This window comes from Cohnella caldifontis (assembly GCF_029360585.1).
Taxonomy (GTDB): Bacteria; Bacillota; Bacilli; order Paenibacillales; family Paenibacillaceae; genus Cohnella; species Cohnella caldifontis.
On sequence record NZ_JAQZSJ010000006.1, the window covers coordinates 133,842 to 160,564 of the forward strand.

21 protein-coding genes are annotated in these 26,723 nt (G+C 60.0%); 6 read left to right on the forward strand and 15 right to left on the reverse strand.

Features of this window, described 5'->3' with window-relative positions; all coding sequences use genetic code 11:
• Positions 1 to 880 precede the first annotated feature (880 nt).
• On the reverse strand, positions 881 to 2,137 hold the full coding sequence (locus PTZ19_RS11295) for an alpha-L-fucosidase (protein ID WP_276354502.1): 1,257 nt from the start codon (positions 2,135 to 2,137) through the stop codon (positions 881 to 883).
• A 112-nt stretch (positions 2,138 to 2,249) separates the two neighbouring features.
• Positions 2,250 to 4,298 carry a beta-galactosidase gene (locus tag PTZ19_RS11300; RefSeq protein WP_276354503.1) on the reverse strand — a complete coding sequence of 683 codons (2,049 nt, stop codon included), beginning with the start codon at positions 4,296 to 4,298 and terminating at the stop codon, positions 2,250 to 2,252.
• Between the two features lie 120 nt (positions 4,299 to 4,418).
• Between PTZ19_RS11300 and PTZ19_RS11305 the strand changes: the two genes are divergently transcribed.
• Positions 4,419 to 5,264 carry a helix-turn-helix transcriptional regulator gene (locus tag PTZ19_RS11305; protein WP_276354504.1) on the forward strand — a complete coding sequence of 282 codons (846 nt, stop codon included), beginning with the start codon at positions 4,419 to 4,421 and terminating at the stop codon, positions 5,262 to 5,264.
• Between the two features lie 104 nt (positions 5,265 to 5,368).
• On the opposite strand, the gene PTZ19_RS11310 is transcribed toward PTZ19_RS11305, so the two are convergent.
• A complete protein-coding gene (locus PTZ19_RS11310; protein WP_276354505.1) occupies positions 5,369 to 6,496 on the reverse strand; it encodes an acyltransferase family protein in 1,128 nt (375 codons plus the stop codon).
• 184 nt (positions 6,497 to 6,680) lie between these two features.
• Here PTZ19_RS11310 and PTZ19_RS11315 point away from each other — a divergent pair, with 184 nt between their 5' ends.
• On the forward strand, positions 6,681 to 7,328 hold the full coding sequence (locus PTZ19_RS11315) for a response regulator transcription factor (protein ID WP_276354507.1): 648 nt from the start codon (positions 6,681 to 6,683) through the stop codon (positions 7,326 to 7,328).
• 2 nt (positions 7,329 to 7,330) lie between these two features.
• Here PTZ19_RS11315 and PTZ19_RS11320 read toward each other — a convergent pair whose 3' ends face one another.
• The 7 genes from PTZ19_RS11320 to PTZ19_RS11350 all read right to left on the reverse strand — a co-directional run bounded on the left by PTZ19_RS11320 (position 7,331) and on the right by PTZ19_RS11350 (position 17,508).
• Entirely contained in the window at positions 7,331 to 9,283 is a 1,953-nt protein-coding gene (locus PTZ19_RS11320) for a sensor histidine kinase (protein ID WP_276354508.1), read from the reverse strand.
• 114 nt (positions 9,284 to 9,397) lie between these two features.
• The gene (mmsB, locus tag PTZ19_RS11325; protein WP_276354509.1) at positions 9,398 to 10,558 is read right to left on the reverse strand and encodes a multiple monosaccharide ABC transporter permease; all 1,161 of its coding nucleotides are present in this window, start codon (positions 10,556 to 10,558) and stop codon (positions 9,398 to 9,400) included.
• A gap of 4 nt (positions 10,559 to 10,562) precedes the next feature.
• Entirely contained in the window at positions 10,563 to 12,095 is a 1,533-nt protein-coding gene (mmsA, locus tag PTZ19_RS11330) for a multiple monosaccharide ABC transporter ATP-binding protein (protein WP_276354510.1), read from the reverse strand.
• Between the two features lie 108 nt (positions 12,096 to 12,203).
• Positions 12,204 to 13,325: a multiple monosaccharide ABC transporter substrate-binding protein gene (chvE, locus tag PTZ19_RS11335; protein ID WP_276354511.1), complete on the reverse strand. Its 1,122-nt coding sequence runs from the start codon at positions 13,323 to 13,325 to the stop codon at positions 12,204 to 12,206.
• Between the two features lie 91 nt (positions 13,326 to 13,416).
• Positions 13,417 to 14,652, reverse strand: coding sequence for a response regulator transcription factor (locus tag PTZ19_RS11340; RefSeq protein ID WP_276354512.1), 1,236 nt, complete (start codon positions 14,650 to 14,652; stop codon positions 13,417 to 13,419).
• A 2-nt stretch (positions 14,653 to 14,654) separates the two neighbouring features.
• Complete coding sequence (locus PTZ19_RS11345; protein WP_276354513.1) at positions 14,655 to 16,466, reverse strand: cache domain-containing sensor histidine kinase; 1,812 nt, start codon at positions 16,464 to 16,466, stop codon at positions 14,655 to 14,657.
• 22 nt (positions 16,467 to 16,488) lie between these two features.
• On the reverse strand, positions 16,489 to 17,508 hold the full coding sequence (locus PTZ19_RS11350; RefSeq protein ID WP_276354514.1) for a substrate-binding domain-containing protein: 1,020 nt from the start codon (positions 17,506 to 17,508) through the stop codon (positions 16,489 to 16,491).
• Positions 17,509 to 17,749: 241 nt separating this feature from the next.
• Here PTZ19_RS11350 and PTZ19_RS11355 point away from each other — a divergent pair, with 241 nt between their 5' ends.
• From PTZ19_RS11355 to PTZ19_RS11370, 4 genes are all read left to right on the forward strand, one after another.
• Positions 17,750 to 19,090 carry an ABC transporter substrate-binding protein gene (locus PTZ19_RS11355; RefSeq protein ID WP_276354515.1) on the forward strand — a complete coding sequence of 447 codons (1,341 nt, stop codon included), beginning with the start codon at positions 17,750 to 17,752 and terminating at the stop codon, positions 19,088 to 19,090.
• Positions 19,091 to 19,201: 111 nt separating this feature from the next.
• Positions 19,202 to 20,101 carry a carbohydrate ABC transporter permease gene (locus tag PTZ19_RS11360; protein ID WP_276354516.1) on the forward strand — a complete coding sequence of 300 codons (900 nt, stop codon included), beginning with the start codon at positions 19,202 to 19,204 and terminating at the stop codon, positions 20,099 to 20,101.
• 1 nt (position 20,102) lies between these two features.
• Positions 20,103 to 20,942 carry a carbohydrate ABC transporter permease gene (locus PTZ19_RS11365; protein ID WP_276354518.1) on the forward strand — a complete coding sequence of 280 codons (840 nt, stop codon included), beginning with the start codon at positions 20,103 to 20,105 and terminating at the stop codon, positions 20,940 to 20,942.
• Positions 20,943 to 20,979: 37 nt separating this feature from the next.
• Positions 20,980 to 22,014, forward strand: a complete 1,035-nt coding sequence (locus PTZ19_RS11370) for a glycoside hydrolase family 88/105 protein (protein ID WP_276354519.1) — start codon at positions 20,980 to 20,982, stop codon at positions 22,012 to 22,014.
• Between the two features lie 61 nt (positions 22,015 to 22,075).
• On the opposite strand, the gene PTZ19_RS11375 is transcribed toward PTZ19_RS11370, so the two are convergent.
• The 5 genes from PTZ19_RS11375 to PTZ19_RS11395 are packed head-to-tail and all read right to left on the reverse strand — an operon-like array spanning position 22,076 to position 26,721.
• Entirely contained in the window at positions 22,076 to 23,074 is a 999-nt protein-coding gene (locus tag PTZ19_RS11375; protein WP_276354520.1) for a histidinol-phosphatase HisJ family protein, read from the reverse strand.
• 14 nt (positions 23,075 to 23,088) lie between these two features.
• On the reverse strand, positions 23,089 to 23,991 hold the full coding sequence (locus PTZ19_RS11380) for a metallophosphoesterase family protein (protein WP_276354521.1): 903 nt from the start codon (positions 23,989 to 23,991) through the stop codon (positions 23,089 to 23,091).
• 3 nt (positions 23,992 to 23,994) lie between these two features.
• A complete protein-coding gene (locus tag PTZ19_RS11385) occupies positions 23,995 to 24,771 on the reverse strand; it encodes a DeoR/GlpR family DNA-binding transcription regulator (RefSeq protein ID WP_276354523.1) in 777 nt (258 codons plus the stop codon).
• A gap of 49 nt (positions 24,772 to 24,820) precedes the next feature.
• A complete protein-coding gene (locus tag PTZ19_RS11390; RefSeq protein WP_276354524.1) occupies positions 24,821 to 25,876 on the reverse strand; it encodes an ABC transporter ATP-binding protein in 1,056 nt (351 codons plus the stop codon).
• Entirely contained in the window at positions 25,873 to 26,721 is an 849-nt protein-coding gene (locus PTZ19_RS11395; protein WP_276354526.1) for an ABC transporter permease, read from the reverse strand. Before PTZ19_RS11395 ends, PTZ19_RS11390 begins: the two co-directional genes overlap by 4 nt.
• Positions 26,722 to 26,723: the final 2 nt, after the last annotated feature.

Consider the following 26,723-nt stretch of genomic DNA (forward strand, 5'->3'; position numbering starts at 1 on the left):
TTCGAGCACATTAACGTACCACGTACGCTAGTTCAAAGCAGGTACGGGAATTCGAGCACATTAACGTACCACGTACGCTAGTTCAAAGCAGGTACGGGAATTCGAGCACATTAACGTACCACGTACGCTAGTTCAAAGCAGGTACGGGAATTCGAGCAAATTAACGTACCACGTACGCTATTTCATAGCAGGTACGGGAGTTCAAGCAAATTAATGTACCACGTACGCTATTTCATAGCAGGTACGGGAATTCGAGCAAATTAACGTACCACGTACGCTATTTCGTAGCAGGGACGGGAATTCGAGCAAATTAACGTACCACGTACGCTATTTCGTAGCAGGGACGGGAATTCGAGCAAATTAACGTACCACGTACGCTATTTCGTAGCAGGGACGGGAATTCGAGCAAATTAACGTACCACGTACGCTATTTCGTAGCAGGGACGGGAATTCGAGCAAATTAACGTACCACGTACGCTATTTCATAGCAGGTACGGGAGTTCAAGCAAATTAACGTACCACGTACGCTATTTCGTAGCAGGTTCGGGAATTCGAGCAAATTAACGTACCACGTACGCTATTTCGTAGCAGGTACGGGAATTCGAGCAAATTAACGTACCACGTACGCTACTTCGCTGGAGACACGGGAATTCGAACGATTTAGCGCACCTCATGCACACATTCGCAGTATGTACGGGAGTTCGGGCCATTTAGCGCACTTCATGCTCTGATTCACTGGAGGCACGGAGTTTCGAGCCAATTTGTGCACCAAATGCGCGATTTCGCGGGAAGCAAGCGAGGGAGGAGTGCGACGAGAAAGCACAAAACAAAAACCAACTCCCGGTCGCGAAACCGGGAGTCGGCGCGTTGCCACAAATCCTCATTCCTCAACGATCGCTTCCGCGACGCGGACCCCATAGTCGACCCCGTACGGGTACCCCGTCGCCTGGAACGCGAACAAATCCTTGCCCGCGTCCTGCACGAAAGCCAGCTCCTCGCCGTTGTCGAGCCAGCGCACGGACCGCACCCGCTTGCGCACGCCCGCGAACGTCCGCGGACCGACGCCGCCGGAAGGGACGGTGACGTTCCAGTCCCCGGAAACGGCCAGTCGGTGCACGAAGAAGTACAGCTTGCCGTCCTCCCCGGCCAGCCCGAAATCGCTGCCGCCTCCGGCGATGCCGCACGGCGACGCGCGGTAAATCGCGGGCTCGAACACGCGGATCCAGCCGCCGATTTTCTCGAGCGTCGCCTCTTGCAGCTTGTCGACCGCGCCGGTCCCCATCAATCCGATGTTAAGCAGGTAGTTGGCGCCGACTTTCCGGCACGCGCACAGGTGCTCGATCAACGCTTTGGTCGACTTATAGGCGAAGTCCGCGCTGCCGTATCCCCAGTAGGCGCCCATCGTCTGGCACATTTCCGCGGCGACGTATTTCGGCTTGCCCCGGCGATCCATCGGATGGGGACGTCCTTGCTCGAACGTCACGGAGTCGATCTCCGGATGGCCGTATTCCCCGAGCTTGTGCAAGCCCGAATTGTTGACGATAATCGCTTCCGGCTGAAGGCGCCGGATCATGCCGTACAGCTCGTCCTCCTGCCAATCCGCGTCCGGCCGGTCCCAGTTGCCGTCGAACCAAAAACCCCCGACTTTGCCGTAATGGGTGCACAACACCTCCACCGAGTCCCGCAAATACTTCAAATACGCCGGAAAATCGGTGCGGTAGCTATCCCGATGCCAATCGAGCGTCGTGTGGTAGAAGAACGGCACGATCCCTTCGGCGCGGCACCCTTCCGCGAAGTCCGCGATCAGGTCGCGTCCGGCGGGGCTGTGCACCGCGTCGTGATCGCTCAGGCCCCGCGTGTCGAACAACGAGAACCCGTCGTGATGGCGCGCCGTCAGCGTGACGTATTTCATGCCCGCGCGTTTCGCCAGCCGGGCGATCGCCCGGCCGCTGAAATCTTCCGCGGCGAACGTGTCCTTCAGGCGGGCGTATTCGGCTTTCGGAATGTTCCTCAGCTTCATGACCCACTCGCCAGACGCCAATTGGGCGTACAGCCCCCAGTGGATGAACATGCCGAAGCCGAGCCGCTCGAACGCTCTAACGTACGGCGCGGGTTCCGGAATCCGATCCCGTTCCATCTCCTGCTCGCTCCTTTCGCATCTTCGACCGCCGTCATCCGGCGAAGGACCGCGGTCCGGCGACAACCGCTCGCCATTCCGTCGAACCGGTCCGCGGCCCGGCGAAAACCCGTCAGCCGCCCACGCGCACGATCCACACGCCTCGGCCGGCCAACTCGGCCGTTCCCGCCAGCTTCTGCCCGCTCAGCAGCTCCGTGCCCGCCCGCTCGCCAAGGTCGACCCGCGCCGCATCCGCGTTGTGGTTCAGGACGAACAAATATTCCCGGCCATCCTTCTCCCGCAGCGTCGCCTCGACGCCTTCCGGTGCCTCCGCAAGCAGCGGGGCGTCCCCTCGGCCCATGCAAAGCCGCGGCAGCCAATCGTTCAGGAACGCCTGCTCCGGACTCGTCGCCAAGTACCAGGCTTCGCCTTGGCCGAACTTGTTCACCGTCAGCGCCGGCATGCCGCGATAGAAATCATCGCCGTATACCGCCTTGACTTCCGCTCCTTCGGAATGGATCAAATCGCAGAGCATGCCGCAAGCGTATTCCGTCCGCATGCCGTTCCAGCCGCCGGACGATATCACCATGCGGTTGCTCTGCGTCGGCAGCAGCGCGTCGATCTCCTCCGCCCAGATGCCGAGCAGCTTGCGCAGCTTGCCCGGGTAGCCCCCGGTCACGACGCGGTCGTTCTCGTCCACGATGCCGCTGAAGAATGTCGTGACGAGCGTACCGCCCCGGCTCACGAACGCCTCCAGCTTTTCAGCGACGCCCGGTTTTACCATGTAAAGCACCGGAGCGATCAAGACGTCGTAGCCGTCCCAATCCGCCTCCACGCCGACCACGTCGGCCGGAATCCGGGACCGATACAGCGCATCGTAGCATTTATGGGCTTCCTTTACGTATTGCAGGGCGATCGTCGGTCCGCTGGACATTTCCACGGCCCACCAGTTCTCCCAATCGAACAGCACGGCGGTTTTCGTCTTCACCCGGCTGTCCAGCAGCTCCGCGCCCAGCCGGTTCAATTCGCCGCCCAGCTCGGCGCATTCGCGGAACACGCGCGTATGCTCGTGGCCGACGTGCTCGATGACGGCGCCATGGTACTTCTCGCAGGCGCCGATCGAACGCCGCAGTTGGAAGAACATAACCGTGTCCGCCCCGCGCGCCACCGCCTGGTAACTCCACAGCCGCATGACGCCCGGACGTTTCAGCGAGTTGTAGGGCTGCCAGTTTTGCTGGCTCGGCGTCTGCTCCATCAGCATGAACGGCAACCCTTCCTTCAACCCGCGCATCAGGTCGTGCATCATCGCGGTGTAACTGTGCGGCGTGTCGAGCGAAGGGTAGTTGTCCCAGGAGACGACGTCCATTTTCTTGGCCCATTTGCGGTAATCGAGCTCTTTGAACGCCCCCATCAGATTCGTCGTAACCGGCACGTCCGGCGTATGCTTCTTGAGCGCATCGTACTCGAGCTCATAGCAGGCCAGCAGGCTGTCGGATTGGAAACGCCGGTAGTCGAGCGAAATTCCTTGGAAGTTCGTCTCGGTCCGCCCGTTCGCCCCGCGCCATTCTTCGCTCACGCCGCTCGGAGGCACGATGTCGTCCCAATCGTAGAACGTATGGCCCCAGAACGCCGTGTTCCAGACGCGGTTCACTTCCCCGATCGTGCCGTACCGTTGCCGCAGCCAGTCGCGGAACGCCGCGGCGCAGTTGTCGCAGTAGCAATACCCGCCGTATTCGTTCGACACGTGCCAGACGAGCAGCGCCGGATGGTTCTTGTACCGTTCCGCGAGCTTACCCGCCATTTTCTCGGAGAAGCGGCGATAGGTCGGGCTGTTCGGGCAGGAATTGTGGCGTCCGCCGAATTTCCGCTTGCGGCCGTCGAAATCGACGCGGGTCACGTCGGGATAACGCCGCGCCATCCAGGCCGGATGGGCGCCCGTGCTCGTCGCCAGGCAGACGCCGATTCCGTTCGCGTGAAGCTTGTCCATCATTTCGTCGAGCCAGCCGAAGTCGTACGTCTCTTCGTTCGGCTGGTTTTTCGCCCAGGCGAATACGTTCAGCGTCGCTACGTCGATGCCGGCGAGCTTGAACATCCGGACGTCCTCGTCCCAAATCTCTTTCTCCCACTGGTCGGGATTGTAGTCGCCCCCGTACCAAATCTTCGGTTTCTTCGCGTTGATCAACGCCCGCACCCCATTCGGCGATCCGATAAAATCGCATCGTTTTACTCTCATTCTATGACGAAAATTCAGCCGTTTCGATATAATATAAAGGAGTTGGATATAAGAAAATGGAGGTTCGGCATGATGCGAAGAATCGTGCTGCCGGTGCCGCCGGAGCCCCTTCCGATCGGCCTGGAGACGATCGGCAACAATCCCGACCAGGAGCCGATCGAGCGGCCGCTCGGCTATCCCTGCTTTCACTGGCTCCATACGGTGGACGGCGAGGGGGAATGGGAAGCGGAGTTCGGGATCTGGCGGCTGCCGCCCCGGACGGGGATTCTCGTGCATCCGGGCGTGCCGCACCGGTACCGGGCCAAATCGTCCGTCTGGCGGACGGCATACATCACGTTCGAGGGCAGCGCGGGCCTGGAGTGGATCCGCTCCGCGTTCGGCGCGCGGACGGAGAGGTATCAATGGGAACAAGGAGAAAACCGGATCTCCGCGCAATGGGAGCGGATGATGACGATGGCCGAAAGCGGCGGGGACCGTTCGGGATGGGAGCTGTCCGCCGAGCTGTACCGGTTTTTGACGCTGCTCAAGACGGCTGGCCGGACCGACCACCGGCCCTCCATGTCCCGCAGGCTGGAAAACATGCAGTCTCTTCTCGAATGGCTGGAGACGGAGTATGCCGATCCGGAGCTCAGCCTATCCGAAATGGCGCGGCGGCTGGGCATCGGGGAACGGCAGTTGAACGAACGGTTCCGCCAGCTGTTCGGGCAGTCGGCTTACGCCTACCTCATCCGGCTGCGGCTGCGGAAGGCGAAGGAGAAGCTGCCGGTGTTGACCCATTGCACGGTGAAGGAGATCGGGGAAGCCGTCGGGTTCCGGGACGCCAGCCATTTCATCGCGACGTTCCGGAGGAAGGAAGGTCTCACGCCGGAGCAGTACCGCCGCCTGCACGGCTCTCCTCTTCCGCGGAGCGAGTAGCGTCGATAATGGAATTGCGGAATCGCCCCGGCCGACCCGTCCGCCACGTCGTCACCTTCGAAACCGATCAACGCCGATCCCCTATCGAAAGAAAGCTACCTTCGTCACACGACCCGGCTGGAGCCCGGGATTTTGCGAACCAGCGCCGCCGCCGCATAAACGAGCAGGAGGGCGATGCCGCCGGCCACGGCGAATTTAAGCAGCGGATTCCAAGCCAGCGAGCGGAATGCGAAGCCCGAGCAGGTGACGAACAAGGCATGCAGGATGTACACGGCGAACGCGTGGCCGGAGAGCCAGCGGGTCGTACGTGTCGGAGCCCCGTTCCATCGTTCGCGGAACCAGACAAGCAGCATGTAGGTGATGCCCAGTCCCAGCAGCGGGTCCAGCAGCGCATAGAAAGCGGCTTGCCAGCTCACTCCGCCCATGAACGCGGACATACGGCCTTCCAGCGCGCCGCCGAGCGCCATTCCCGCCGGCAGCGTCACGACCATCGCGACGACCGGCCATCTCCATCGGCGCGCCGTGTCGACGCTCAGCTGCTGCAGCCAATCCCCGCGATAAGCCGCCGTTCCCGCAGCGAACAACCCGATATAGGCCGGAAAATAACCCAACTGCAGGTGAATCCATTCGGTTCCGACGGGAAAGGCCATCCGCACCGGGAAATTGGCCGCAGCGACGGCAGCGACATAACCGGCCATCAAGCGAGGCGTCAATCGAGGAGGCGATAGACGGAATTTGCCCGTTTCCGCCGCAAGCCGGATCCCGGCGTACACGAGGAAGAAGATCAGCAGCGCTTCCAGATACCATAGAGGTCCAACCGCGAACTCTGCGATTCCTCGAAGCGGATGAGGAAAAACCTCCGCCCGGAGATACGACGCCATCGAGCCCGAATAGCCGGAAGAAAAGTAACCCAGCAGCGGCGCGATGACCAGCATGAAAAACAACAGCGGAATCCCGAAACGGATCAACCGCGCCTTCAGGAAATGCAAGCCTCCCCGGCGATCGTATGAGGCCGGCGTCACGTAACCGGAAACGAAAAAAAACAGGCCCATGAAAAACGTCTGATCGACCGCCGTCAGCGTCGAGAGCAGCGCCGTCACCGCCGCGTTGTCCGTGCGCTCGTAGTAGTACCAGCTACCCGCTCCCCCGTACATAATCGCCGTATGGTGCAGGACGACCAACGCCGTAAGAAAAACCTTCAACCGATCCAAATAAACCAACCGCTTCTCCATGTTTCCACCTTCCTTGCGGGTTCTTGATTCCACCCTATCACGATCCCCGCGGGGCCTCACCGAAAAAGAACGCCGAACCCCCGCAAAAACCTTTTCGGTGCGCTTCCGGCCGATTTCGGTGCCGAAATCGGGCCCTTATAGTAAAGTAAGAAGAAGATAAGGAAAAACGTTTGGGGGAACCGACTTGAAGCCGCTTTTGTTGGTGGACGATCATCGCTCCTTTTTGGCCGGAACCGCCATGCTGCTGGAAAAACACGGATTCGAGGTCATGACCGCGTCCAGCGGTACCGCTGCTTTGGAGATCATGGAGCGGCAGGCTTTCGAATTGTACGTGTTCGACCTCAAGCTGCCGGGCATGGACGGGTACGAATTGACCGAAGCGACGCTTCGGCGTCAACCGGAAGCGATCATCGTCATTTTGACCGGAGAGGATATCGCGGAGCATTACGACCGGCTGATGGAGTCCGGGGTGACGGGCGTACTCGAGAAAGCCGCCGGCGAAGCGGAATTGATCCAGACGCTTCGTTTGGCCCTGCAGCATTTCACGATTCTGCCCACCGAGCTGGCCAGGCAGCTGAGAACGAAAAACCATTTCCTGCTTCAGCACCCCCAAGGGGCCGGAGCGAACCGGCCGTTGTCCGATCGGGAAGTGTCGGTACTGAAGCTGATCGCGTTGGGACATAAAAACAAAGACATTGCGGACCGGCTGTTCATGAGCCAGCGCAACGTCGAATATTCGATCTCCCATTTATTCGAGAAATTAGGCGTATCTTCCCGTCAGGACGCCGTGCTGAAAGGGATCGAGGGGAAGTGGCTGAACCTGGAAGCGTAACGTCACACCGGGATCCGGCACTCCAGCGTGACCCCCGCGCCCGGCCGAGACTTCAGCGTCATGTCCCCGCCCAGCATGCGGATCCTCTCCTGCACTCCCCTTAACCCGAGACCCTCCGTGGAGGAAAGCGCTTCTTCGGCCGCCATCCCTTTGCCGTCATCCGCATACCGGACCTGCAGTCGATCCGACTCCTGCCGGATCTCCAGATCCACGCGATTCGCCCCGGAGTGCTTGACGGCGTTGTTGATCAACTCTTGCGCGACACGGTATACCGCCGTCGATTGTTCGTCGCTGAGGACGGCTTCGAACGGGTAGGCTCGGAACTCGAGTTGAAAATCCGCGCGCAGCCGGGTTTTCTCCACCAGACGGGACACCGCGCGCAAGACGCCTTGTTCGGACAAAAAGGAAGGCATCAGCTCGGAGCACGTTTCCCGGATCATGAATTCGGCGTTTTCCAGTCCGATTCTCAGCGGCTCCAGCAGCTCGCGTTCCCCCCGATCGGCCGCCGCCCGGTCCAATAACCGGCGGAGATGCAGCAGTTCCTGCAGCGTTTCGTCATGCAGATCGGAAGCGAGCCGCCTTCGTTCCTTCTCCGCGATTTGCATGAACAATTTGGACAGCCAAGGCGCGCGTTCCGCTTGCTGCTGTTCGATTTCCTTGAAACGGTGATCGATCATCTGAAAATATTCGTAGAGAAGCGATACGTACTTCGCCATGAGGCGGAAAGCGAACTTGTCCCGTTCTGCGAGTTCGAGCGGGCCGCCATCCTCCCGGAATACGGCCAGAAACAGCCGGTTTCCTTCGCGGTTGCCGACGGCCCCCAATGCCAAGGAGGACGAGGCCGCGGTCTCTCCCGCCTTCAGCTTCGAACATTCGGCCGCAAACGGCCGCACGAAGTCCGGCCCGGACGATAATCCGGCCCCCTCCCCGATGAAACGGACGAAACCGTCGGCCGCTTCCCGCTCGGCCAACGCGAACGCGTTCGGATGGAAATAACGCCGGCCTTCCCGGACGACCACTTGCTCCAAATCCCCGATTCGATACGTTCCCAGCAGCTCCGTCACCCATTGGTCCAGCCGATGGCGAACCGCCGCCTCCTGTTCCAGCGCCTCGTGCTTCCGGCGAAGCTCCTCGGTAAACGCCCGATTGTCCTTGACCGTCTGGACGAACCGATGGAAAAACGCGATCCCGAATACCGAAAGCAGCGCGAGCAGCGCCCAAGCGAACGTATCTTCGAAACATTCCTCCCAGAACGACATCCGGTAGCCCAGTACGCGTCCCTGGATTTGCTCCATCACGTCTTTCACCGGGTCCGGAAGAAGAATGACCGTAAACAAGAGGAACCCCGCGCCGATGAAGCGCAGCTCCGCTTGATGCTCCGGACGCCGGAGCAAGGCGAGGAACTGCCCGACGCAAAGCGCCATGTTCAGAAATAGATGCGCCAGGAACAGCGCGTTCAGAACCCCGAACGTGAAATCCCCAGCCGAACATAGCCAAGCCGCGGCGATCACGGTCCACAATCCGCCGCCCGCCCATCGGAAAACCCTCGTCATCGGCTTTTTGCCGGTCCGCAGCAAATAGGGAATGAAGGAGAAGAACAAAAAGACGATTCCGCTTTTCACGACCAGGGAGGCGTGCGGAATGTCCGGCATCGGCCCGAACAGCAGGCTTTTCTGATCCCAATCCAGAAACAGCTGCAGCGCGGTCAGCAGCGAGATCGTCCCCAAATACGAATACCCCCGCTCCCGAGGCAGAAAGGCGAACATCGCCCAAAAGACGATCGCCAGCAAAAGGAAGATCAGCACGAACGCGGCGTCGTCCAAGCGGCTGCGAAACGCATAAAACGCCTCGGACCCGCCGGGCAGAGGCTTCATCAGCGCCAGATTGATCCAACCGTTCATGGCGAAAAGGAGCCCGGCCGTCCCGGTCCACTTCGCGATCGATTTCCAGCTCATTTCGGTTCCGCCCTTGACCGCAGATTTTGCAAGCATCCCCATTCTACCATGGAAATCGGCGCAAGAAAGCCGCCGTCCCCGAGAGAACGGCGGCTTCGCCCTTTCCGTGCCGCATCAAGCGGTTTTGTTCTTGTTGTAAATGTCGAAACCGACGGCGAGCAGCAGCACGAGGCCTTTGATCCCTTGCTGCCAGTCGATGCCGAGGCCGATCAGCGACATGCCGTTGTTCATGACGCCCATGACGAGGCCCCCGATGATCGCGCCGACTACGGTGCCGATACCCCCGGAGGCGGAAGCGCCGCCGATGAAGCACGCCGCGATGGCGTCGAGCTCGAAGTTGACGCCGGCCTTCGGCGTCGCCGCGTTCAGACGCGCGGCGTAGATCAGGCCCGACAAAGCCGCGAGCGCGCCCATGTTGACGAACACCCAGAACGTCACCTTCTTCGTCTTGACGCCGGACAGCGCGGCGGCTTTTTCGTTGCCGCCCAGCGCGTACGTACGGCGGCCCATGACGGTCTTCCTCATGACGAACGAGTAGGCGACGATCAGCGCGAACAGGATGATCAGGATGTACGGAATGCCGCGGTATTCCGCAAGCACGTAGGTGAACGCGTTGATCACCGCGGCGTAGGCGGCCAGTTTCGCCGCGAACAGCGGCAGGGGCGCCACGTCGAACCCGTACTTGAGCTGGGTCCGGCGCGTCCTCCACTCCTGCGCGAGGATCAGCAGCGAGAGCACGATGCCGACGGCGATCGACAGCGTATGGACCGATCCTCCTCCGACGTCCGGCAGAAACCCGGTGCTCATTTTTTGGAACGCCTTCGGAAACGGAGCGATCGACTTGCCTTCCAGCACGATCATCGTGAGGCCCCGGAACAGCAGCATGCCCGCCAAAGTGACGATGAACGAGGGAATCCGGACGTATGCGATCCAAAATCCTTGCCACGCGCCGACCAGCGCCCCGAGCAGCAGCGAAAGGATCAGCGCAACGAAAAACGGCATGCCGTGGTTCACCATCATGATGGCGGACACCGAGCCGACGAACGCCGCGACCGAGCCGACGGACAAATCGATGTGTCCGGTGATGATGACGAGCACCATGCCGATGGCGAGCACGAGGATATAACTGTTCTGTTGGATGAGGTTCGTAATGTTGAGCGGCTTGAGCAAAATCCCGCCGGACAAAATCTGGAACAGCAGGGTAATCGCCACGAGCGCGATGATCATGCCGTATTGGCGGACGTTATTGCGGAACAGGTTCTTTACGGCATCCACGGGTTCAATCCCCCTTGCCTTTCGTCATGAGTTTCATTAGCGTTTCCTGCGAAGCGTCTTCCCGCCGCACTTCGCCCGTGATCCGGCCTTCGCTCATCGCGTAAACGCGGTCGCACATGCCGAGGATTTCCGGCAGCTCCGAGGAGATGAGGAGCACGCCTTTGCCCTCCGAGGCCAGCCGGTTGATGATCGTGTAGATCTCGTATTTGGCTCCGACATCGATGCCCCGGGTAGGCTCGTCGAGGATCAGAATGTCCGGCTCGGAAAAAATCCACTTGCTCAGCACGACTTTCTGCTGATTGCCGCCGCTCAGGTTCCCCGTTTTCTGCAGGACGCTCGGCGTTTTGATGTTCATCCGTCCGCGGAACGACTCGGCGGCGACGATTTCCTCGTTCTCGTTCACGACCGCGCCGCGGGAGATCCGCTTCAAATTGGCGAGCGAGATATTCCGTTTGATGTCGTCGATCAAAATCAACCCGTACTGCTTCCGATCCTCCGTCACGTAGGCCAGTCCGTTATCGATCGCCTCCGGCACGTTTCGGAAGACGACGGGCTTGCCGTTTTTGCGGATTTCCCCGCTGATCTTGCGTCCATAAGACCGGCCGAACAGGCTCATGGCCAGCTCCGTGCGTCCGGCGCCCATCAGGCCGGCGATGCCGACGATTTCGCCCCGGCGGATCTCAAGATGGACGTTGTCGATCACCTTGCGCTCCAGATGCTGGGGATGATAGACGGTCCAGTTCCGCACCTCGAAAATGACTTCCCCGATTTCCGGCTTGCGCTCGGGATAACGCTGGGTCAAATCCCGTCCGACCATGCCCTTGATGATGCGGTCCTCCGTCACTTCGTCCCGGCGCATGCCGAGCGTTTCGATCGTCCGGCCGTCCCGCAGGATCGTGATGGAATCCGCCACCTTGGCGATTTCGTTCAATTTGTGGGAGATCAGGATCGACGAGATGCCCTGGCCTCTCAGCTTCAAGATGAGCCGCAGCAAATTTTCGCTGTCCTCTTCGTTCAACGCCGCCGTCGGCTCGTCCAAGATGAGGAGCTTCACCTGCTTCGACAGCGCCTTGGCGATTTCCACCAGCTGCTGCTTGCCGACCCCGAGATGGGTGATCAGCGTATGCGGGTTCTCTTCGAGGCCTACCGTCTGCAGCAGTTCCCTCGTTTTCACGACCGTTTCGTTCCAATCGATGACGCCTTTGCGGGCCACTTCGTTGCCGAGAAAAATGTTCTCGGCGATGGACAGGTAGGGAATGAGGGCAAGCTCCTGATGGATGATGACGATTCCCATGTTCTCGCTTTGCTTGATGTCCTTGAATTCGCAAGGCCGGCCTTGGTACCGGATCTCCCCTTCGTAGGTTCCGTGCGGATAAACGCCGCTTAAGACTTTCATCAGGGTAGACTTGCCCGCGCCGTTCTCCCCGCAAAGCGCGTGCACTTCGCCCTCCATGACGGTCAGGTTGACGTTCTCCAGCGCTTTGACGCCGGGAAACGACTTCGTGATGCCCCGCATCTCCAAGATCGCGTCCGCCATGTTTCACCCGGCCTTTCTCTCGTAAAGTAGAAATGATTCCGCGACGGCTTGCCGGCCGGCGGCAGCCGTCGCGAAATCACCCTGGAAATTGCCTGCTGCCGGCGATGCTTATTTCAGCTGGTCTTCGGTGTAATAGCCGGTATCGACAAGCGCTTGCTTATAGTTGGATTTGTCCACGGATACCGGAACGAGCAGATAGGAAGGCACGACCTTGACGCCGTTGTCGTACGTCTTCTCGTCGTTGACTTCCGGCTTTTTGCCGTTCAGGACGGCGTCGGCCATCGAGACGGCGACTTTGGCCAGCTCGCGGGTGTCCTTGAACACCGTCTGCGTCTGCTCGCCGGCGATGATCGATTTGACCGATGCCAGCTCGGCGTCTTGGCCGGTAATGATCGGCAGCGGCTTGTCGCCGGATCCGTAGCCTACGCCCTTGAGCGAGGACAGGATCCCGATGCTGATGCCGTCGTACGGGGAGAGGACCGCGTCGACCTTCTCCGTCGTGTAGTTCGCCGACAGCAGATTGTCCATCCGGGATTGCGCGACCCCGCCATCCCACCGGAGCGTAGCGACTTGCTCAAATTTGGTTTGGCCGGACTTGACGACCAGCTTGCCGTTGTCGAGGTAAGGCTTAAGCACGCTCATGGCGCCGTCGAAGAAGAAGTAAGCGTTGTTGTCGTCGGGCGAGCCGGCGAACAGCTCGATGTTGAACGGGCCTTTGCCGTCTTTGAGCCCGAGCTTCTCTTCGATGTAAGAGGCTTGCAGCACGCCGACCTTGAAATTGTCGAACGTCGCGTAGTAGTCGACGTATTCGCTCTTCTTGATCAAGCGGTCGTAGGCGATGACCGGAATGCCCGCGTCATGCGCCTTCTGCAGAACGTCGGTGAGGGCTTCGCCGTCGATGGAAGCGATGACGAGCAGCTTGACGCCCTTGGTGATCATGTTCTCGATCTGGGACACCTGGTTCTCGACGACGTCCTCTCCGTACTGGAGGTCCGTCTTGTAGCCGAGCGCCTGGAACTGCTTCACCATGTTGTCGCCGTCCTTCACCCAGCGCTCCGACGATTTCGTCGGCATCGCGATGCCGATCGTGCCCTTGTCCCCGCCGGACGAGGCCGAGGAAGCGCCGGCGGTTGCGGGCGAAGACGCTTCGTCGCCGCCGCTCTTTTTGCCGCATGCGGAAATGGCCAATACGAGTACCAAAAGAAGTGCGAATATTGCGATTTTTTTCACTGCCAAACTCCCCTTTCGTTGGTCTGAACGTAATGTAACATGGGAGTTCGGACACCGTCTTTCCAAGAAACCGACAACTTTTTGCGATAATTTAACCCGGCTTGGCGGGACTTCCTTCCCCTTCCGCGGACCCGCCTTTGCGGTAGCGGATCGGGGAGACGCCCGCCGCTTTTTTGAACGCCGTGCTGAAATAATGCTGCGACTCGTATCCGACCGCTTCGGCAATCTCCGCGACGGTGAGGGACGTGGCATTGAGCAGCTGGATCGCCTTGGATACGCGGGTCTGCGTCAGGAAAGCGACGAAGGTCGTCCCCAGCTCCTGCTTGAACAGCCGGCTCAAATAAACGGACGAAACGCCGATCGCCAACGCCGTTTCCTCCAGCGAAAGCCGCGAATCTCCGTAATGCTCCCAGATGTAATGCCGGGCCCTGCGGACGAGCGGCGAGACTGCGGATTCCTTATATACGCCGCTTCTGGCTTTGCGGTACGCGGCCGGGACGCCGCCCGTCCCCTCGATCGGTTCCGCCTGCGCGGCCACCTGCAGTTTCAGGTAAGCGTTGACGGCTTGCTCCACGGCCGCGAAATCCGCCGGATCCGACGTGTCCCAGACGATCGCGCAAAGAAATCCCAAGGAATCCCGAAAGAGCACGCGGGGAAACTTCTCCAGCATTTCGTCCGCGATATTCTCCATGGCGAACAGCATCAATTGGCGGCCCCGTTCGGAGCGGGCGGACGTTCCCGAATCGGCTTCCGGCCATCTCAAAACGCCGATCAAGCCCGGCGCCCGCCGGGGCAGCTCCAGAAACGCGAGCTGCTCCAGCGCCTCCTCCAGGCCGACCGCGCCTTCGATCCATTCGTTGCAGAACCGCTCGCGAAGGAGCGGAATGTTTTTGCGGATTTGCCGGGAGGCGAGCGCCAGATGTTTCTCCTGCTCCTTCGACAGCTTCAGGTCGAACGCGATTTTGCGCAGCGTGTCGGTCAAGAGCCCGGGATTCGCCGGCTTCAGGATATACTCGTCCACGCCGTATCGGATCGCCTGCTGCGCGTATCCGAATTCGTCGTGTCCCGTAACGATGACGATCCGGCACTGGGGCAGCCGTTCTTTCAGCTCCCGGATCAGATCGATGCCGTTTAGGATGGGCATGTTCAAATCGACCAGCATCAAATCCGCGGAATGGCGGACGGCGAGCTCCAACGCTTCTTCCCCGTCCTCGGCTTCCGCCGCGACCGCAAGGCCGAGGGAAGCCCAATCGACCGCATCCCGGATCCCTTCCCGGATGATCGGCTCGTCGTCGGCGATAATCACTTTCCAGGGTGCGTCATGCATCGTCAAATCTCCTCCCGTTGAATCGGATACGCGATCGTGACGGTCGTTCCGGCTCCCGGCCGGCTGTCGATCCGCAAGCCGAACGCCGGATCTCCGTAGGTTAACAGCAGGCGGGATTGAACGTTCGATAACCCGTACCCCGCCGCGGAAGCGTCGGGCGTCTCCCCCGCCGGGTGCTCCAGCCGCTCGCGCATCAGGGCCAGCTTCCGCTCGTCCATGCCGGCGCCGTCGTCCGAGACCGATAGCACGATCCGATCGTCCTCGCGGAATCCTCGGACGGTAATGCGGCCCGGACCCCTGCGCTCCTTGATGCCGTGGTAGATCGCGTTTTCCACGATCGGCTGCAGGATCACCTTCAGAACCGGGACGTGCGCGATGCCGGGCTCGAGTTCCAGCTCGAACCGCAGCTTGTCCCGATACCTCAGCTGCTGGATTTTCAAGTAGCTGCGCACGTGTTCGAACTCTTCCGCCAGCGGAATGAACTCCCCGCCTTTGCTGAGGCCGATCCGGAACAGCCGGGACAGCGCTTCCACCATTTCGGCCACGTCCTCCGCGCCCCGCTTGCGCGACATCCAATGGATCGTGTCCAGCGTGTTGTAGAGGAAGTGCGGCTTGATTTGGGCCTGGAGAGTCCTCAGTTCCGCCTCCCGCTTCTGCTTCTCCTGCCGTTCCGCCAAGGACATCAGATCGTTGATCTTGGTCAGCATGCTGTTGAAGCTTCGGCCCAGCATGCCCACCTCGTCCATGCCGTCTCCCCAATAACGGGTCGTCAAATCGCCGGATTCGGCCCGCTGCATGAAGGTCATGAGCCGCCCGATCGGCCGGGAAATGCCTTGCGAGAGCACGAACGAAGCGGTGATGCCGAGCAAGCAGACCCCGAACATGAACGCCCCGACGAACAGCCGGATTTGCCGGACTTCCGGCGCCGCCTCGGACGTGGAAAACGCCCCGATCGTCGCCCATTTCGTGAAAGAGGACTTCAGGAACATGAACTGCAGCTTGCGCCCGTTAACGGTCTCGACGAAATTCCCCGAGGACTGCCCGCCCAGCCAGCGGAGCGGTATCGTTTCGAAGCCCAGCTGCTTGGGCACGTAGATCGGGTCTCCATGCTCGTCCAAGACGAAGAGGAGGCCGGTTTTCCCGAGCCTGACGTCTTTGGCCGCTTCCACGATGACCCTCAGCTTCAGGTCGATCAGCACGACGCCGAGTACCCGCTGGGTGTCCGGATCCAGAACGGCGCGCACGGCCGACACCACTTCCGCCTCCTTGTAGTTGGCGTGCGTCGTTACGTTGCGCCCGTAGGGATGGCCGATCATTTCGAAGATGCCTTTGCCGGCGACCGCTTCCTGGTACCATTTCTCCCTCGTGAGGTCCATCGACGAACGGCCATACATGTCGTTGCTTAGATAATCGCCTTCGGCGTTCACGACCATGATGCCGGCGATTTCGGTCTGCAGGGTGGAGAAGCCCCTCAGGAAATCGAGCGCCTCTCCGCGGGATTCCCGGCTCAGCGGCTCTCCGCGCAGGAACCGTCTGACCTGCGGATTATCCGAAATGTAATAGGTCGTATTCTGGACGCTGTCCGCGTAAAACTCCAGCGTCCGGTTCACTTTGGAAATGAGCTGCAGCGTATTGGCGTTCATATGGCGCTCGATGACCCGGTTCGTCACCAGATCCGCCAAAATCCCCAGCGCGAAGGAAGGCAGGATCGTAATCAGCAGGAAATGCATCAGCAGCTTGTAGCGGATCGGCAGATGGCGGGGAAGCCATCGGGCGTAAAAGGAGCGTCCGATGACGATAGGCGGTTTGTCCATGCGCGCTCCTCCCGTTCTCCCGTTATTTCGCGTAGTATTGGTCGACGTTGGCTTGGGTCACGACCGTGATCCCGGTGTCGATATAGGGAGGAAGCGAGTGCGTGCCCTGCGGATCCTCGTTGCCCGGCTGCACGAGCCGGTGGTGGTGGTGGAACAGCTCCATGAGCGACCAGTAGCCCATGTTCCAGGTCCCCTGGGCGAGCGTGGCGTCGATCGTTCCGTCTTTCACCAGATCGAGCGTGCCCTTGTCCGTATCGAAACCGATCAGGGTTTTGCGTCCGGCGACGCCCAGGTCCTTGAGCGCTTGTCCGATTCCTACGCCTCCGTTCGCTTGCGTGGCGAAAAAGCCGCCAACTTCGGGGTGTCGCGCCAGAATCTCCTTAGCCGTTTTTTCCGAGATCCCGATATCCCCTTTGCCGTCCGCCACTTCCGCGATTCCGATTTCGGGAAACTCGGCCCGCAGCGTATCCCGGAAACCGTTCGTCCGCTCTTCGTGATTCAATTGGTTCGGCTGCGTGATGACGGCCACCTCTCCCCTTCCGCCCAGCAGCCGTCCCATTTCCCTCGCCGCTTGAGCTCCGGCGTTATAGTTGTCCGTCCCAAGGAAGGAATAGGCCGCGCTTTTGGGGGCTCCCGAGTCGAACAGCACGACGGGGATGCCCGCTTTCACCGCTTTGTCGATCGCCGGATTGAGCGATTCCGGGTCGATCGCGGTCACGGCGATGCCCGCCGGCTTCCTCGCGATCGCCTGCTCGAGCACGGTGATCTCCTCGTGCGGGTCGTATTGCGTCGCGCCGCGGAACTCCACCGAGACGTTCAGCCCTTGGGCGGCGTCTTCGAAGCCCTTCATGATCGTCCGCCAATAGTCGAGCCCCGACTGGAACGTAACCATCACGTACTTATCCTCGATATCCCCGGCGAGCCCGGACGGGCTTTGGTCCCAAGCGTCTTGACGGTCCCCGCGGAAGTTGTAATACCAGACGAACAACAAGAATAAAGCCGCGAAAAGCCCGTATATGATGCCGTACGTGGACCGTTTCATCGTATCGTCCCCCCGGAAGGTTGGCGTATGCCCTTTCATCATAGCCGCCTTTGCCGCCGGAGTCATTTGCAATTTCCTATCCTTTTTTTCGATTTCATAAACTCCCCCCGATACCCCCCCGCCGAGCGGTACTCTGATTTTTGAACAAAGAGGCCGGAATATTGGATTCCGCCTCTTTTTCGCTCCCGCTACAATGAGTCATGTAAGCACTTTCGCCACAAACCATTAGGGGGATGCGTACATGAAATCATGGTTCAAAGCGTTGACGACGACCGCGCTTGCGGTGTCGCTGGCGGCCTGCGGCAGCGGCGGCGGCGGCAAAAGCGAATCCTCGGACGCGGGAGCTTCCGGATCCGGCTCCCCGTCGGCCTCGGCCCCGGCGGACAGCGGGAAGCAAGTCACGCTCCGTTTCGCCTGGTGGGGCAGCCAGCCTCGCCACGACTACACGCTGAAACTCATCGACATGTATGAGAAGCTTCATCCGAACGTCAAGATCGAACCGGAGTACGCCAACTTCGACGATTATTGGAAGAAGCTCGCGCCGGAAGCGACCGCCCAGCAGCTGCCGGACATCATCCAGATGGACCTCTCCTACATCGCGCAATACGGCACGAAGAACCAGCTGGTCGACTTGAAGCCGCTCATCGACAAAGGGTTGATCAACACGGCGGACATCGCCGAGAACGCCCTGAGCGGCGGCAAGGTCGGCGACAAGCTGTACGGCTTCACGACGGGCGTCAACGCCTTGAACGTGGACTACGATCCGGAGCTTCTGAAAAAAGTCGGCATCGACAAAATCCCGGAAACGTGGACCTGGGACGATTACAAATCCTACGCGCTCAAAGCGGGAAGCCAAGGCTTGTACTTCGACGTGGGCCTGCGGCCGGAAGTCTTCTTCGGCTACTACCTCAGGCAGAACGGCAAAACGCTCTACAGCCCGGACGGCACGCAGCTCGGTTACGACGACGACAGCCTGTTCGTCAACTTCTTCGGCATGACCACCGGGATCACGAAAGCGAAGGGCGAACCGGCGCCGGACGTCACGGCCCAGATCAAAGGCGTCGAGGACGACCTCGTCGTGAAGAGCAAGGCGATCTCGAACTGGCAATGGTCCAACCAGTACATCGGTCTCCAGTCGACCGCCAAACGGCCGCTCGAAATCGCGCCGCTGCCGGGTCCGAACGTGGAGAAGGGCATGTTCTTAAAGCCCAGCATGTACCTGTCGATCGCCCAAAACTCGAAGAACCAGGAAGAAGCCGCCAAGTTCATCGACTTCTTCGTCAACGACGTCGAAGCGAACAAGCTGATTCTCGGCGACCGCGGCGTACCGCTGTCGTCCAAAGTGAAGGAAGCCCTCAAACCCCTGCTCACGCCCGAGCAGCAGAAAGTATTCGACTATATCGCATGGGTCGAATCGCACAGCTCGCCGATGGACCCGGTGGACCCGATCGGCGCGGGTGAAGTCGCCTCCATCTTCAAGACGTACGACGAAATGATGAAGTACAACAAAATCACGCCGGAAGATGCGGCCAAAAAATTCAGGGAAGAAGCGAACGCGGTACTGGCGAAGAACAAACAGTAAGCCGGCGTTGCCGAAACACGGGGGCTAGCCGATCGCAGGCGATCGGCTAGCTTCTCTTCATCCGGACCGAAGCGCCATATACAAAGCCTGCACGCATAGGAGTGGAGAATGATGAGATCGATTTCCTGGAAGCGTCACCTGACCGGTTACGCCTTCATCAGCCCCTTCGTCATCGGCTTCCTGGTCTTCACGGCCATCCCGATCGTCGTTTCCCTGTATTTGTCGTTCACGAGCTACGACCTGTTCTCCGCGCCGAAATGGATCGGCCTGGACAACTATGACCGAATGTTCAATAAAGATCCGAAATACTGGAATTCCCTCCGGGTGACGCTCATCTACGTTTTCGGCGGCGTCCCGCTCCGCTTGGCCTTCGCGCTGATGATCGCCATGCTGCTGAACGCGAAAGCCCGGGGGATCGGATTGTACCGGACCATCTACTATTTGCCGTCCATCATCGGCGGAAGCGTCGCCGTGTCGATCATGTGGCGGAACCTGTTCAATGACGAAGGTCTGGTCAACATGGCGCTGAATGCCTTGGGAATCGGCTCCGTCCGGTGGTTCGGCGAGCCGCTCGCCGCCTTGTGGATGCTGATTTTCCTGTCGGTGTGGCAATTCGGGTCTTCGATGCTCATTTTCCTGGCGGGTCTCAAGAACATCCCGGCGAGCCTGCACGAAGCGGCGGAAGTCGACGGAGCGAACGCCGTCCAGCGCTTCTTCCGGATCACGATCCCGATGCTGACGCCGATCATCCTGTTCAACTTGATCATGCAGATCATTTCGGCTTTCCTGACGTTCATTCCCGCCTACATCATTTCCAAAGGGGAAGGCGGACCGCTGGACGGCACGATGCTGTACTCGCTCTATTTGTTCCGCAGGGCCTTCGTGTTCACCGATATGGGGTATGCGGCCGCGATGGCTTGGATCATGCTCCTCATCGTCGCCGTCGTCTCCAGCGTCCTGTTCGCGTCTTCGAAATTCTGGGTGCACTACGAATCCAAAGGAGGGGAATGACATGAGGTCGAAATCGCTGAAATCGTTCCTCTACTACGCGATCGTTACGGTACTCGCGCTCATCATGATCTATCCGGTGCTCTGGCTGTTCATGAGTTCGTTCAAGCCGAGCGACACCATTTTCGTCACGTCCGATCGGCTCATTCCGTCTCCCTGGATTTGGGACAACTATAAAATCGGCTGGGAAGGCATCGGGGAGAACTCGTTCGGCGTCTTCATCAAAAACACGCTCGTCATCGTCGTCCTGTCTACGTTCGGAGCGGTCCTGTCCTCCGCGTTCGTCGCGTTCGGCTTTGCCCGGCTGAAATTTTTCGGCAGCACGTTCTGGTTCGCGATGATGATGATGGTGCTCATGCTGCCGTCGGACGTGACGCTGATTCCGCAGTATATCATCTTCTCCAAGCTGCACTGGCTGAGCTCGATCAAGCCGATCGTCATCCCGCAATATTTCGGCGTGCCGTTCTTCGTTTTCCTGATCATCCAGTTCATCCGGACCATTCCGTACGACATGGATGAGGCGGCCACGATCGACGGCTGCGGAAAGTTCCGGTTGTTCTTCCGGATCATCCTGCCGATGGTCGCGCCCGCGCTGGCGACGGCGTCGATCTTCTCCTTCTATTGGAGATGGGAGGATTTGCTGGGTCCGGTGCTGTATTTGAACAAACCGAGCATGTACACGGTCTCCATGGCTTTGAAAATGTACCTGGACAGCGAGACGGTCTCCAACTGGGGCGCGATGTTCGCGATGTCCGTCGTGAGCCTCGTTCCGGTGCTGGCCGTGTTCTTCATGTTCCAGAGATATATCGTCGAAGGAATCAGCACGAGCGGGTTGAAAGGGTAAAGGGGCTGAGAATAGAACAATGGAGGTGCGGGAAGAGATGCCGCAACTGGTATTCGACGAATCGCAAATTCGCGGCGTGATCGACAAAATCGTCGACCGGACGTTCCGCATGGATTTCAATTGGGATTGGCCGGCCGGCGTCGCCTTCTACGGCGTGGCTTCCGCATACGAAGCGACCGGCAGCGAGAAGTATTTGCGCCTGCTCCGGGAGTGGGTGGACGAGAAGCTGGAGGACGGGCTGCCGAAGCTGTCGGTGAACGGCGTTTCCCTCGGGCACGCCTTGATCTCCCTCTATCAGGCGACGGGAGACGAGAAATACATCGACGTCGCGACGCGCATGGCCGAATTTCTGACCCATGAGGCGGAGCGTTTCGGCGGCGGCATTCTGCAGCACACCGTCAATTCGGACTCCGCGGTCTTCCCCGAACAGGCCTGGGTGGACACGATGATGATGGCCGGCCTGTTCCTGGTCCGCATGGGAGACGTGCTGAAACGCGACGATTACATGATGGACGGCATCAAGCAATACCACGGCCACGAGGATTGCCTCCAGGACCCGGTGACGAACCTGTACTATCACGGCTGGGACAACATCGCGAAAAACCACATGTCCTCCGTATACTGGTGCCGAGGAAACGCATGGGCCGCCCTGACGATGGCCAAGGCGCTGAACGTCGTCGACGTGCAGCTGCCGGCCTTCATGATCATCGAAGGGTCGCTCCGCGACCAGCTCGCCGCGCTGGTCCGGCTGCAATCCGAAGAAGGGCTCTGGCACACCGTGCTGACCGATCCCTCCTCCTACCTCGAAACGTCGGGCTCCGCCGGCATCGCCGCGGCGCTCTTGTCGCGCGGGAACCTGTACAACAAGTACGTGCAGAAAGCGATCTCCGGGATGCTCTCGCAGGTGTCCGAAGACGGCTCCGTGCTGAACGTCTCGGCGGGGACGGCCGTCATGCATACGGTCGAAGGTTACAAGGAAACCTCGAAAAAACGCGTGCAAGGCTGGGGACAAGGGCTCGCGCTCGTGTTCTTCTCCGACCTGCTCCGGACGACCCAGCGCAAGTACGACTAAACGCGTTCGACAGCTCGAAGACCGCCTGTGTGCCCGGCACTCCGGCGGTCTTCTTCATTTCCTATATCCCCAGCCGTATCGCCATCCTCCGGCGTTCCTGAAAGTAGACGATTTCCCGATAACCCGCCTCCCAGGCCATCCGGGCGGCTTCGTCCAGCATCGTGCCGATATCGTCGGGAAAATGGGCGTCCGAGCTCAGCGTGATCGGTACTCCATATTCATGGAGGATACGCAAGAAAACGGGGCTCGGGCACGCCTCCTTCACCGGATAACGGTAAGCGAGCCCCGTATTGATTTCGGTCGCAACGTCCATTCGTTTGAGCTCCGCCGCGACTTCCCCATACATCGGCCGCAGCATCGCCTCGTCCGGCCGGTAGCCGAACACCTTCAAGTTGTCCAAGTGGGCGATGATATCGAATAGGCCGGAACGGGCCGCTTGCTTGACAAGCTCGAAGCCGTCCCGGTATAACTCCCGCAAATCGCGCGACTCGAAAAGCTGCCGAACCTCCGGATTGTCGAAGCCCCACCCGTCCACGAAATGCACGCTGCCGATTACGTAATCCAGCTCATAGCGGCCCAGCAGCGATTTCAGCTCCTCCTCGCCGCCAGGGAAATAATCGGCTTCCACGCCGAGCGAGACCGGGTGTCCTTTCTTCCGCATCTTGCGGACGGCCGCCGCGTATTCCTCGATCGAGCCGACGCGGACCCGGTCCAGCCAGCGTCGTTGCAGCCGTCCCAATTCGCTGTCGTCAACCGTGATATGCCGTTCGTAATATTCCTTGAACTCCTCGAAGCGGTACAGGTGATCCACGATGCCGAACCGTTCGATGCCGCGCTTGCGGCCTTGCGCGAAGAACCGTTCCATCCATCGCTCGGAGAAGCAGCCTTCCTCCATTCGGGCTTGCATTCGGCGGACCTGTTCGGCCATCCAAGGAAGCGAATGGTCGCTCGTCTCGGCGGGGATTTCCTCTGACGTAAGTTCAAGCGCTTTTGCCGTTCTTTGCAGCCATCCGAAAGAATACGGTCCTTCCTCCAGATGGAAATGAAAGTCTACCTTCAACGCTTTCCCCCCTCTTAGCGAACGATGCTCCCGTCCTCCTGCACGATCCAGGTTTCGAACGCCCGACGGCCTTCCCGCAATTCGATGACGCGGGCGCCCCGCGGCAATTTTCCGTACGTATTGTATCCGGTCACCCGGCCGTAGCACAGACGAATGCCATGCAGCGTGCCGCAATAATCGTTATCGTGGTCGTGTCCGACGAAAGTGCCCATGACGTCCCCCATTTGGACCATCGCGCCGAACAAGCCCGAGTTGATCCCCGGGCAGCAGACCGATTCCCCGTTCACGCCGGTCACTTGTTCCCCGTTCCATGCCTCTTTGTATTCCGGGAACGGGATATGGAAGAACGCGATCGCGGGCAGCGGGCCTTCATCGCGAAGGGCATGCCCCCTCGACTGCTCTACGTACCAGCGCACCTGATCCGGATGGATCCAAGCGTAACCGCCGATCGGCGTCGGCGCATAGTCGCCGGAATCGAAGAAATAGAGCGCGGCTCCGTCGGTTCCATCCTGCTTCTTGACGGTGAGCGCATAATTGCCGATTCCGTGAATATCGTCCGGCCCGGCCGCCGTCAGACAGCGTTCATCCTCTTGCTGGATCGCCAGCAGTTCTTCTTTCGTGACGCCTTCCTCGGCGTCATGATTGCCGAATACGGCCGCCCACGCAACCCCGGAACGGACGACCGGCGCGATCGCCCGGCGAAGGGCGGCTTTCGGGTCGGGAACGTCGATGCTCCAATGCAGGTCGCCGGTCAACGCGACGAGATCCGGTTTCTCGGCGGCGATGATACGCTCCATCAGCTCGGTCGTCCGTTCTTCGGCTTCTTGGGATCCCGGATGGATTTCACCGAAATGCAAATCGGTGAATTGAACGATTTTGAAGGTGCCGTCCGGCCGAAACTTCAACTCATCTCCCATCGGTTACTCCTCCTCCGCGATCCGGACTTGAATGTCTTTATCCGCCAAATATTGCTTCCACTCCGCGCTGCAATGCCGATCCGTGATCACGGTATACACGTCGTCCAACGAGCAAACGTTGGCGAACGTGGTGTTTCCGAATTTCGAGGAGTCGATCAAAAAAACGGTTTCATCGGCGCGCTCCATCATTTTCCGGGAGATGGACGCCTCCGCCAGCTCGTAGTCGGTTACGCCGTCCGCCAGGGAGACGCCTCCGGCCGACAGGAACGCCTTGTTGACGCGGAGCTGGTTCAGGAGCATTTCCGCGAGCGGGCCTTCCGCCGATTTCTGGCGTTTGTTCACTTCGCCGCCGATGAAGATCACTTTGCCGGGAAACGCGTCCAGCGCCAGCAGAAGCGCCGGCGTGGAATGCGTCACGATCGTCACGTCCCGGCTTTCGCCGAGGTTGCGGATGATCTCGATCGTCGTCGTGCCGTTTCCCAGCATGACGGTATCTCCGTTCTTCACGAGGGAAGCCGCGAGTTTTCCGATCGCCGCCTTCTCCCGCGACTGCAGGGCGGTCTTGACGTCGAACGGAAGCTCGATCGAGTCCGCCTCGACCTTGACCGCTCCCCCGTACACCTTCTTCAAGCGGCCTTCGCGGTCCAAGCGCTCCAGATCCCGCCGGATCGTCTCCGTCGATACCCGGAGCTCCTCCGCGAGCGCGGGAACCTCCACCCGGCCTTCCTTGCCCAGCTGCTCCAGGATTTTCTTCTTTCTTCTCTCGTAAGACAAGGACATCCGTACACTCTCCTTATCAGCGGGACCGCTCCCGCTTCCTCTCGCCGGCCTAGGCGGAGGGGCGAATCGGCTTCCACTCCTCCGCGGGGATGTACAGCTTGACTTCCGCGCCGGGGCCAATGCGATCCGGCGCGTGCCCGCTGAGCGTATCCACGGTGACCCGAAGCCCGGACACTTCTACCTCGTAACGCTGGATATTGCCCAAGATGGAGACGAGCGACACCTTGCCATCCGCGACGATGCCCTCTCCCTCTGGCGCGGTATCCGCCGCGGCTTGGGCTTGGGCTTGGGCGTCCGTAATCCGAATCGCTTCCGGCCGCACGGCGAACATGGCGCCCTCCCCGGGAACGCCCCGGAAAGCCCGCCCCTGCAGCTGTTCACGGCTCCAAACGTTGTAGTTGCCGATGAAGCGGGCCACATACTCGCTGACGGGCGACGTATAAATCTCGCTCGGGCTCCCGGCTTGCTCGATCACGCCGTGGTTCATCACGAAAATGCGGTCCGAAACCGTCAGCGCTTCTTCTTGGTCGTGCGTGACGAACACCGTGGTCATGTTCAGCCTCCGTTGGATTTGGCGGATTTCCCCCCGCAAGGAACGGCGGATTTTCGCGTCCAGCGCGCTCAGCGGTTCATCCAGCAGCAGCACCGTCGGATTTTTGACCAGCGACCGGGCCAGCGCCACCCGCTGCTGCTGTCCGCCGGACATCTGGTGCGGATAGCGGCCTTCCTTCCCTTTCAAATCGATGATGGCCAGCATCTCTTCGACTTTGGCGCGAATCCGGTCTTTGCCGAGGCCATCCATTTTCAGTCCAAAGGCAATATTATCAAACACGTTCATATTCGGAAACAGGGCGTAGGATTGAAAGACCATGCCCACGTTGCGTTTCCTGGGCGGCAAGTGCGTAATGTCCCGGCCCCCGACCTCGATGGACCCTTCGTCGATCGGATTCAGGCCGGCGATCGCCCGCAGCAGCGTGCTTTTGCCGCAGCCGCTGGGCCCGAGCAGGGTGATGAATTCCCCCTCCTCGATCGACAGGGAAACCCGGTTCAACACCGTGTTCCGATGAAAGCTTTTCGTGACGTCGCGAATGTTGACGAAGCTCAAGCCGGCTCCTCCTTCCCGCTTGTGGACGGCTGCTTTTTCCCGGACATTCGGGCACCGATGCTCAGCACGAGCGCATACAAGATCAGAACGAGCGCGAAGAAGGTCACGATCACCGCGCTGGAGAGATGGCCGTCTCCCGCCATCATGCGGTACAAGTACACTTGAACGACTTCATAGCTTCCGCCCACGAGCATGTTGGCGAGCACGAACTCTCCGAAAACGATCGAGAAGGAGAGCAGGCCGGCGACCAGAACGCCGGGCAGCATATTGGGCAGGATGACGCGGAGGAAAGCGGCGGCTTTGCCCGCCCCGAGCACCTCGGCGGCCTCCATCAGCTCGGCCGCGTTCACGGACCGGAGCGAGTTTCTCGTACTCTGGTAAACATACGGCAGGATGATGATGAAATACACGCCGATCAAGATCCAGATCGTGCCCGAAATCGCGAGCGGAGGAGCCGAATAAATCTTGATCAGTCCGACCGCCAATACGACGCCCGGCATGGCGAAGGGCAGCAGGACGACGGTCTGCAGCCATTTCTCCAAGCGAGGGACATACAGGGCCACGATGAAGACGGTCGGCACCATGATCAAGAGAGAGATTGCCACCGTAAGGAGGGCCACCGCGAAGGAGCGGCCGAGAGCCGACAGAAAACGGTCGTCCGCGAACAAATTCGCATAGGCATCCAGCGTATAGCCTTCGGGAAGGATCGTGCGATCCCACTCCGTGCTGATGGAGAACAGGAACGTGGCCAGCAGGGGCAAGAGCAGGAATCCCAACACGACGAACACGACCAGCGAGTGCCAGACCCGGCCCCCTGACCTTCTTCTTTCCGTTTGGACAGGCACGG

Excerpts from the sequence above, each read along its gene's own strand:
- PTZ19_RS11295 (WP_276354502.1), bottom strand. The coding sequence starts at position 2,137 with ATGGAACGGGATCGGATTCCGGAACCCGCGCCGTACGTTAGAGCGTTC.
- PTZ19_RS11305 (WP_276354504.1), top strand. The coding sequence starts at position 4,419 with ATGATGCGAAGAATCGTGCTGCCGGTGCCGCCGGAGCCCCTTCCGATC.
- PTZ19_RS11310 (WP_276354505.1), bottom strand. The coding sequence starts at position 6,496 with ATGGAGAAGCGGTTGGTTTATTTGGATCGGTTGAAGGTTTTTCTTACG.
- PTZ19_RS11320 (WP_276354508.1), bottom strand. The coding sequence starts at position 9,283 with ATGAGCTGGAAATCGATCGCGAAGTGGACCGGGACGGCCGGGCTCCTT.
- mmsA (WP_276354510.1), bottom strand. The coding sequence starts at position 12,095 with ATGGCGGACGCGATCTTGGAGATGCGGGGCATCACGAAGTCGTTTCCC.
- PTZ19_RS11340 (WP_276354512.1), bottom strand. The coding sequence starts at position 14,652 with ATGCATGACGCACCCTGGAAAGTGATTATCGCCGACGACGAGCCGATC.
- PTZ19_RS11345 (WP_276354513.1), bottom strand. The coding sequence starts at position 16,466 with ATGGACAAACCGCCTATCGTCATCGGACGCTCCTTTTACGCCCGATGG.
- PTZ19_RS11350 (WP_276354514.1), bottom strand. The coding sequence starts at position 17,508 with ATGAAACGGTCCACGTACGGCATCATATACGGGCTTTTCGCGGCTTTA.
- PTZ19_RS11355 (WP_276354515.1), top strand. The coding sequence starts at position 17,750 with ATGAAATCATGGTTCAAAGCGTTGACGACGACCGCGCTTGCGGTGTCG.
- PTZ19_RS11360 (WP_276354516.1), top strand. The coding sequence starts at position 19,202 with ATGAGATCGATTTCCTGGAAGCGTCACCTGACCGGTTACGCCTTCATC.
- PTZ19_RS11365 (WP_276354518.1), top strand. The coding sequence starts at position 20,103 with ATGAGGTCGAAATCGCTGAAATCGTTCCTCTACTACGCGATCGTTACG.
- PTZ19_RS11370 (WP_276354519.1), top strand. The coding sequence starts at position 20,980 with ATGCCGCAACTGGTATTCGACGAATCGCAAATTCGCGGCGTGATCGAC.
- PTZ19_RS11380 (WP_276354521.1), bottom strand. The coding sequence starts at position 23,991 with ATGGGAGATGAGTTGAAGTTTCGGCCGGACGGCACCTTCAAAATCGTT.
- PTZ19_RS11385 (WP_276354523.1), bottom strand. The coding sequence starts at position 24,771 with ATGTCCTTGTCTTACGAGAGAAGAAAGAAGAAAATCCTGGAGCAGCTG.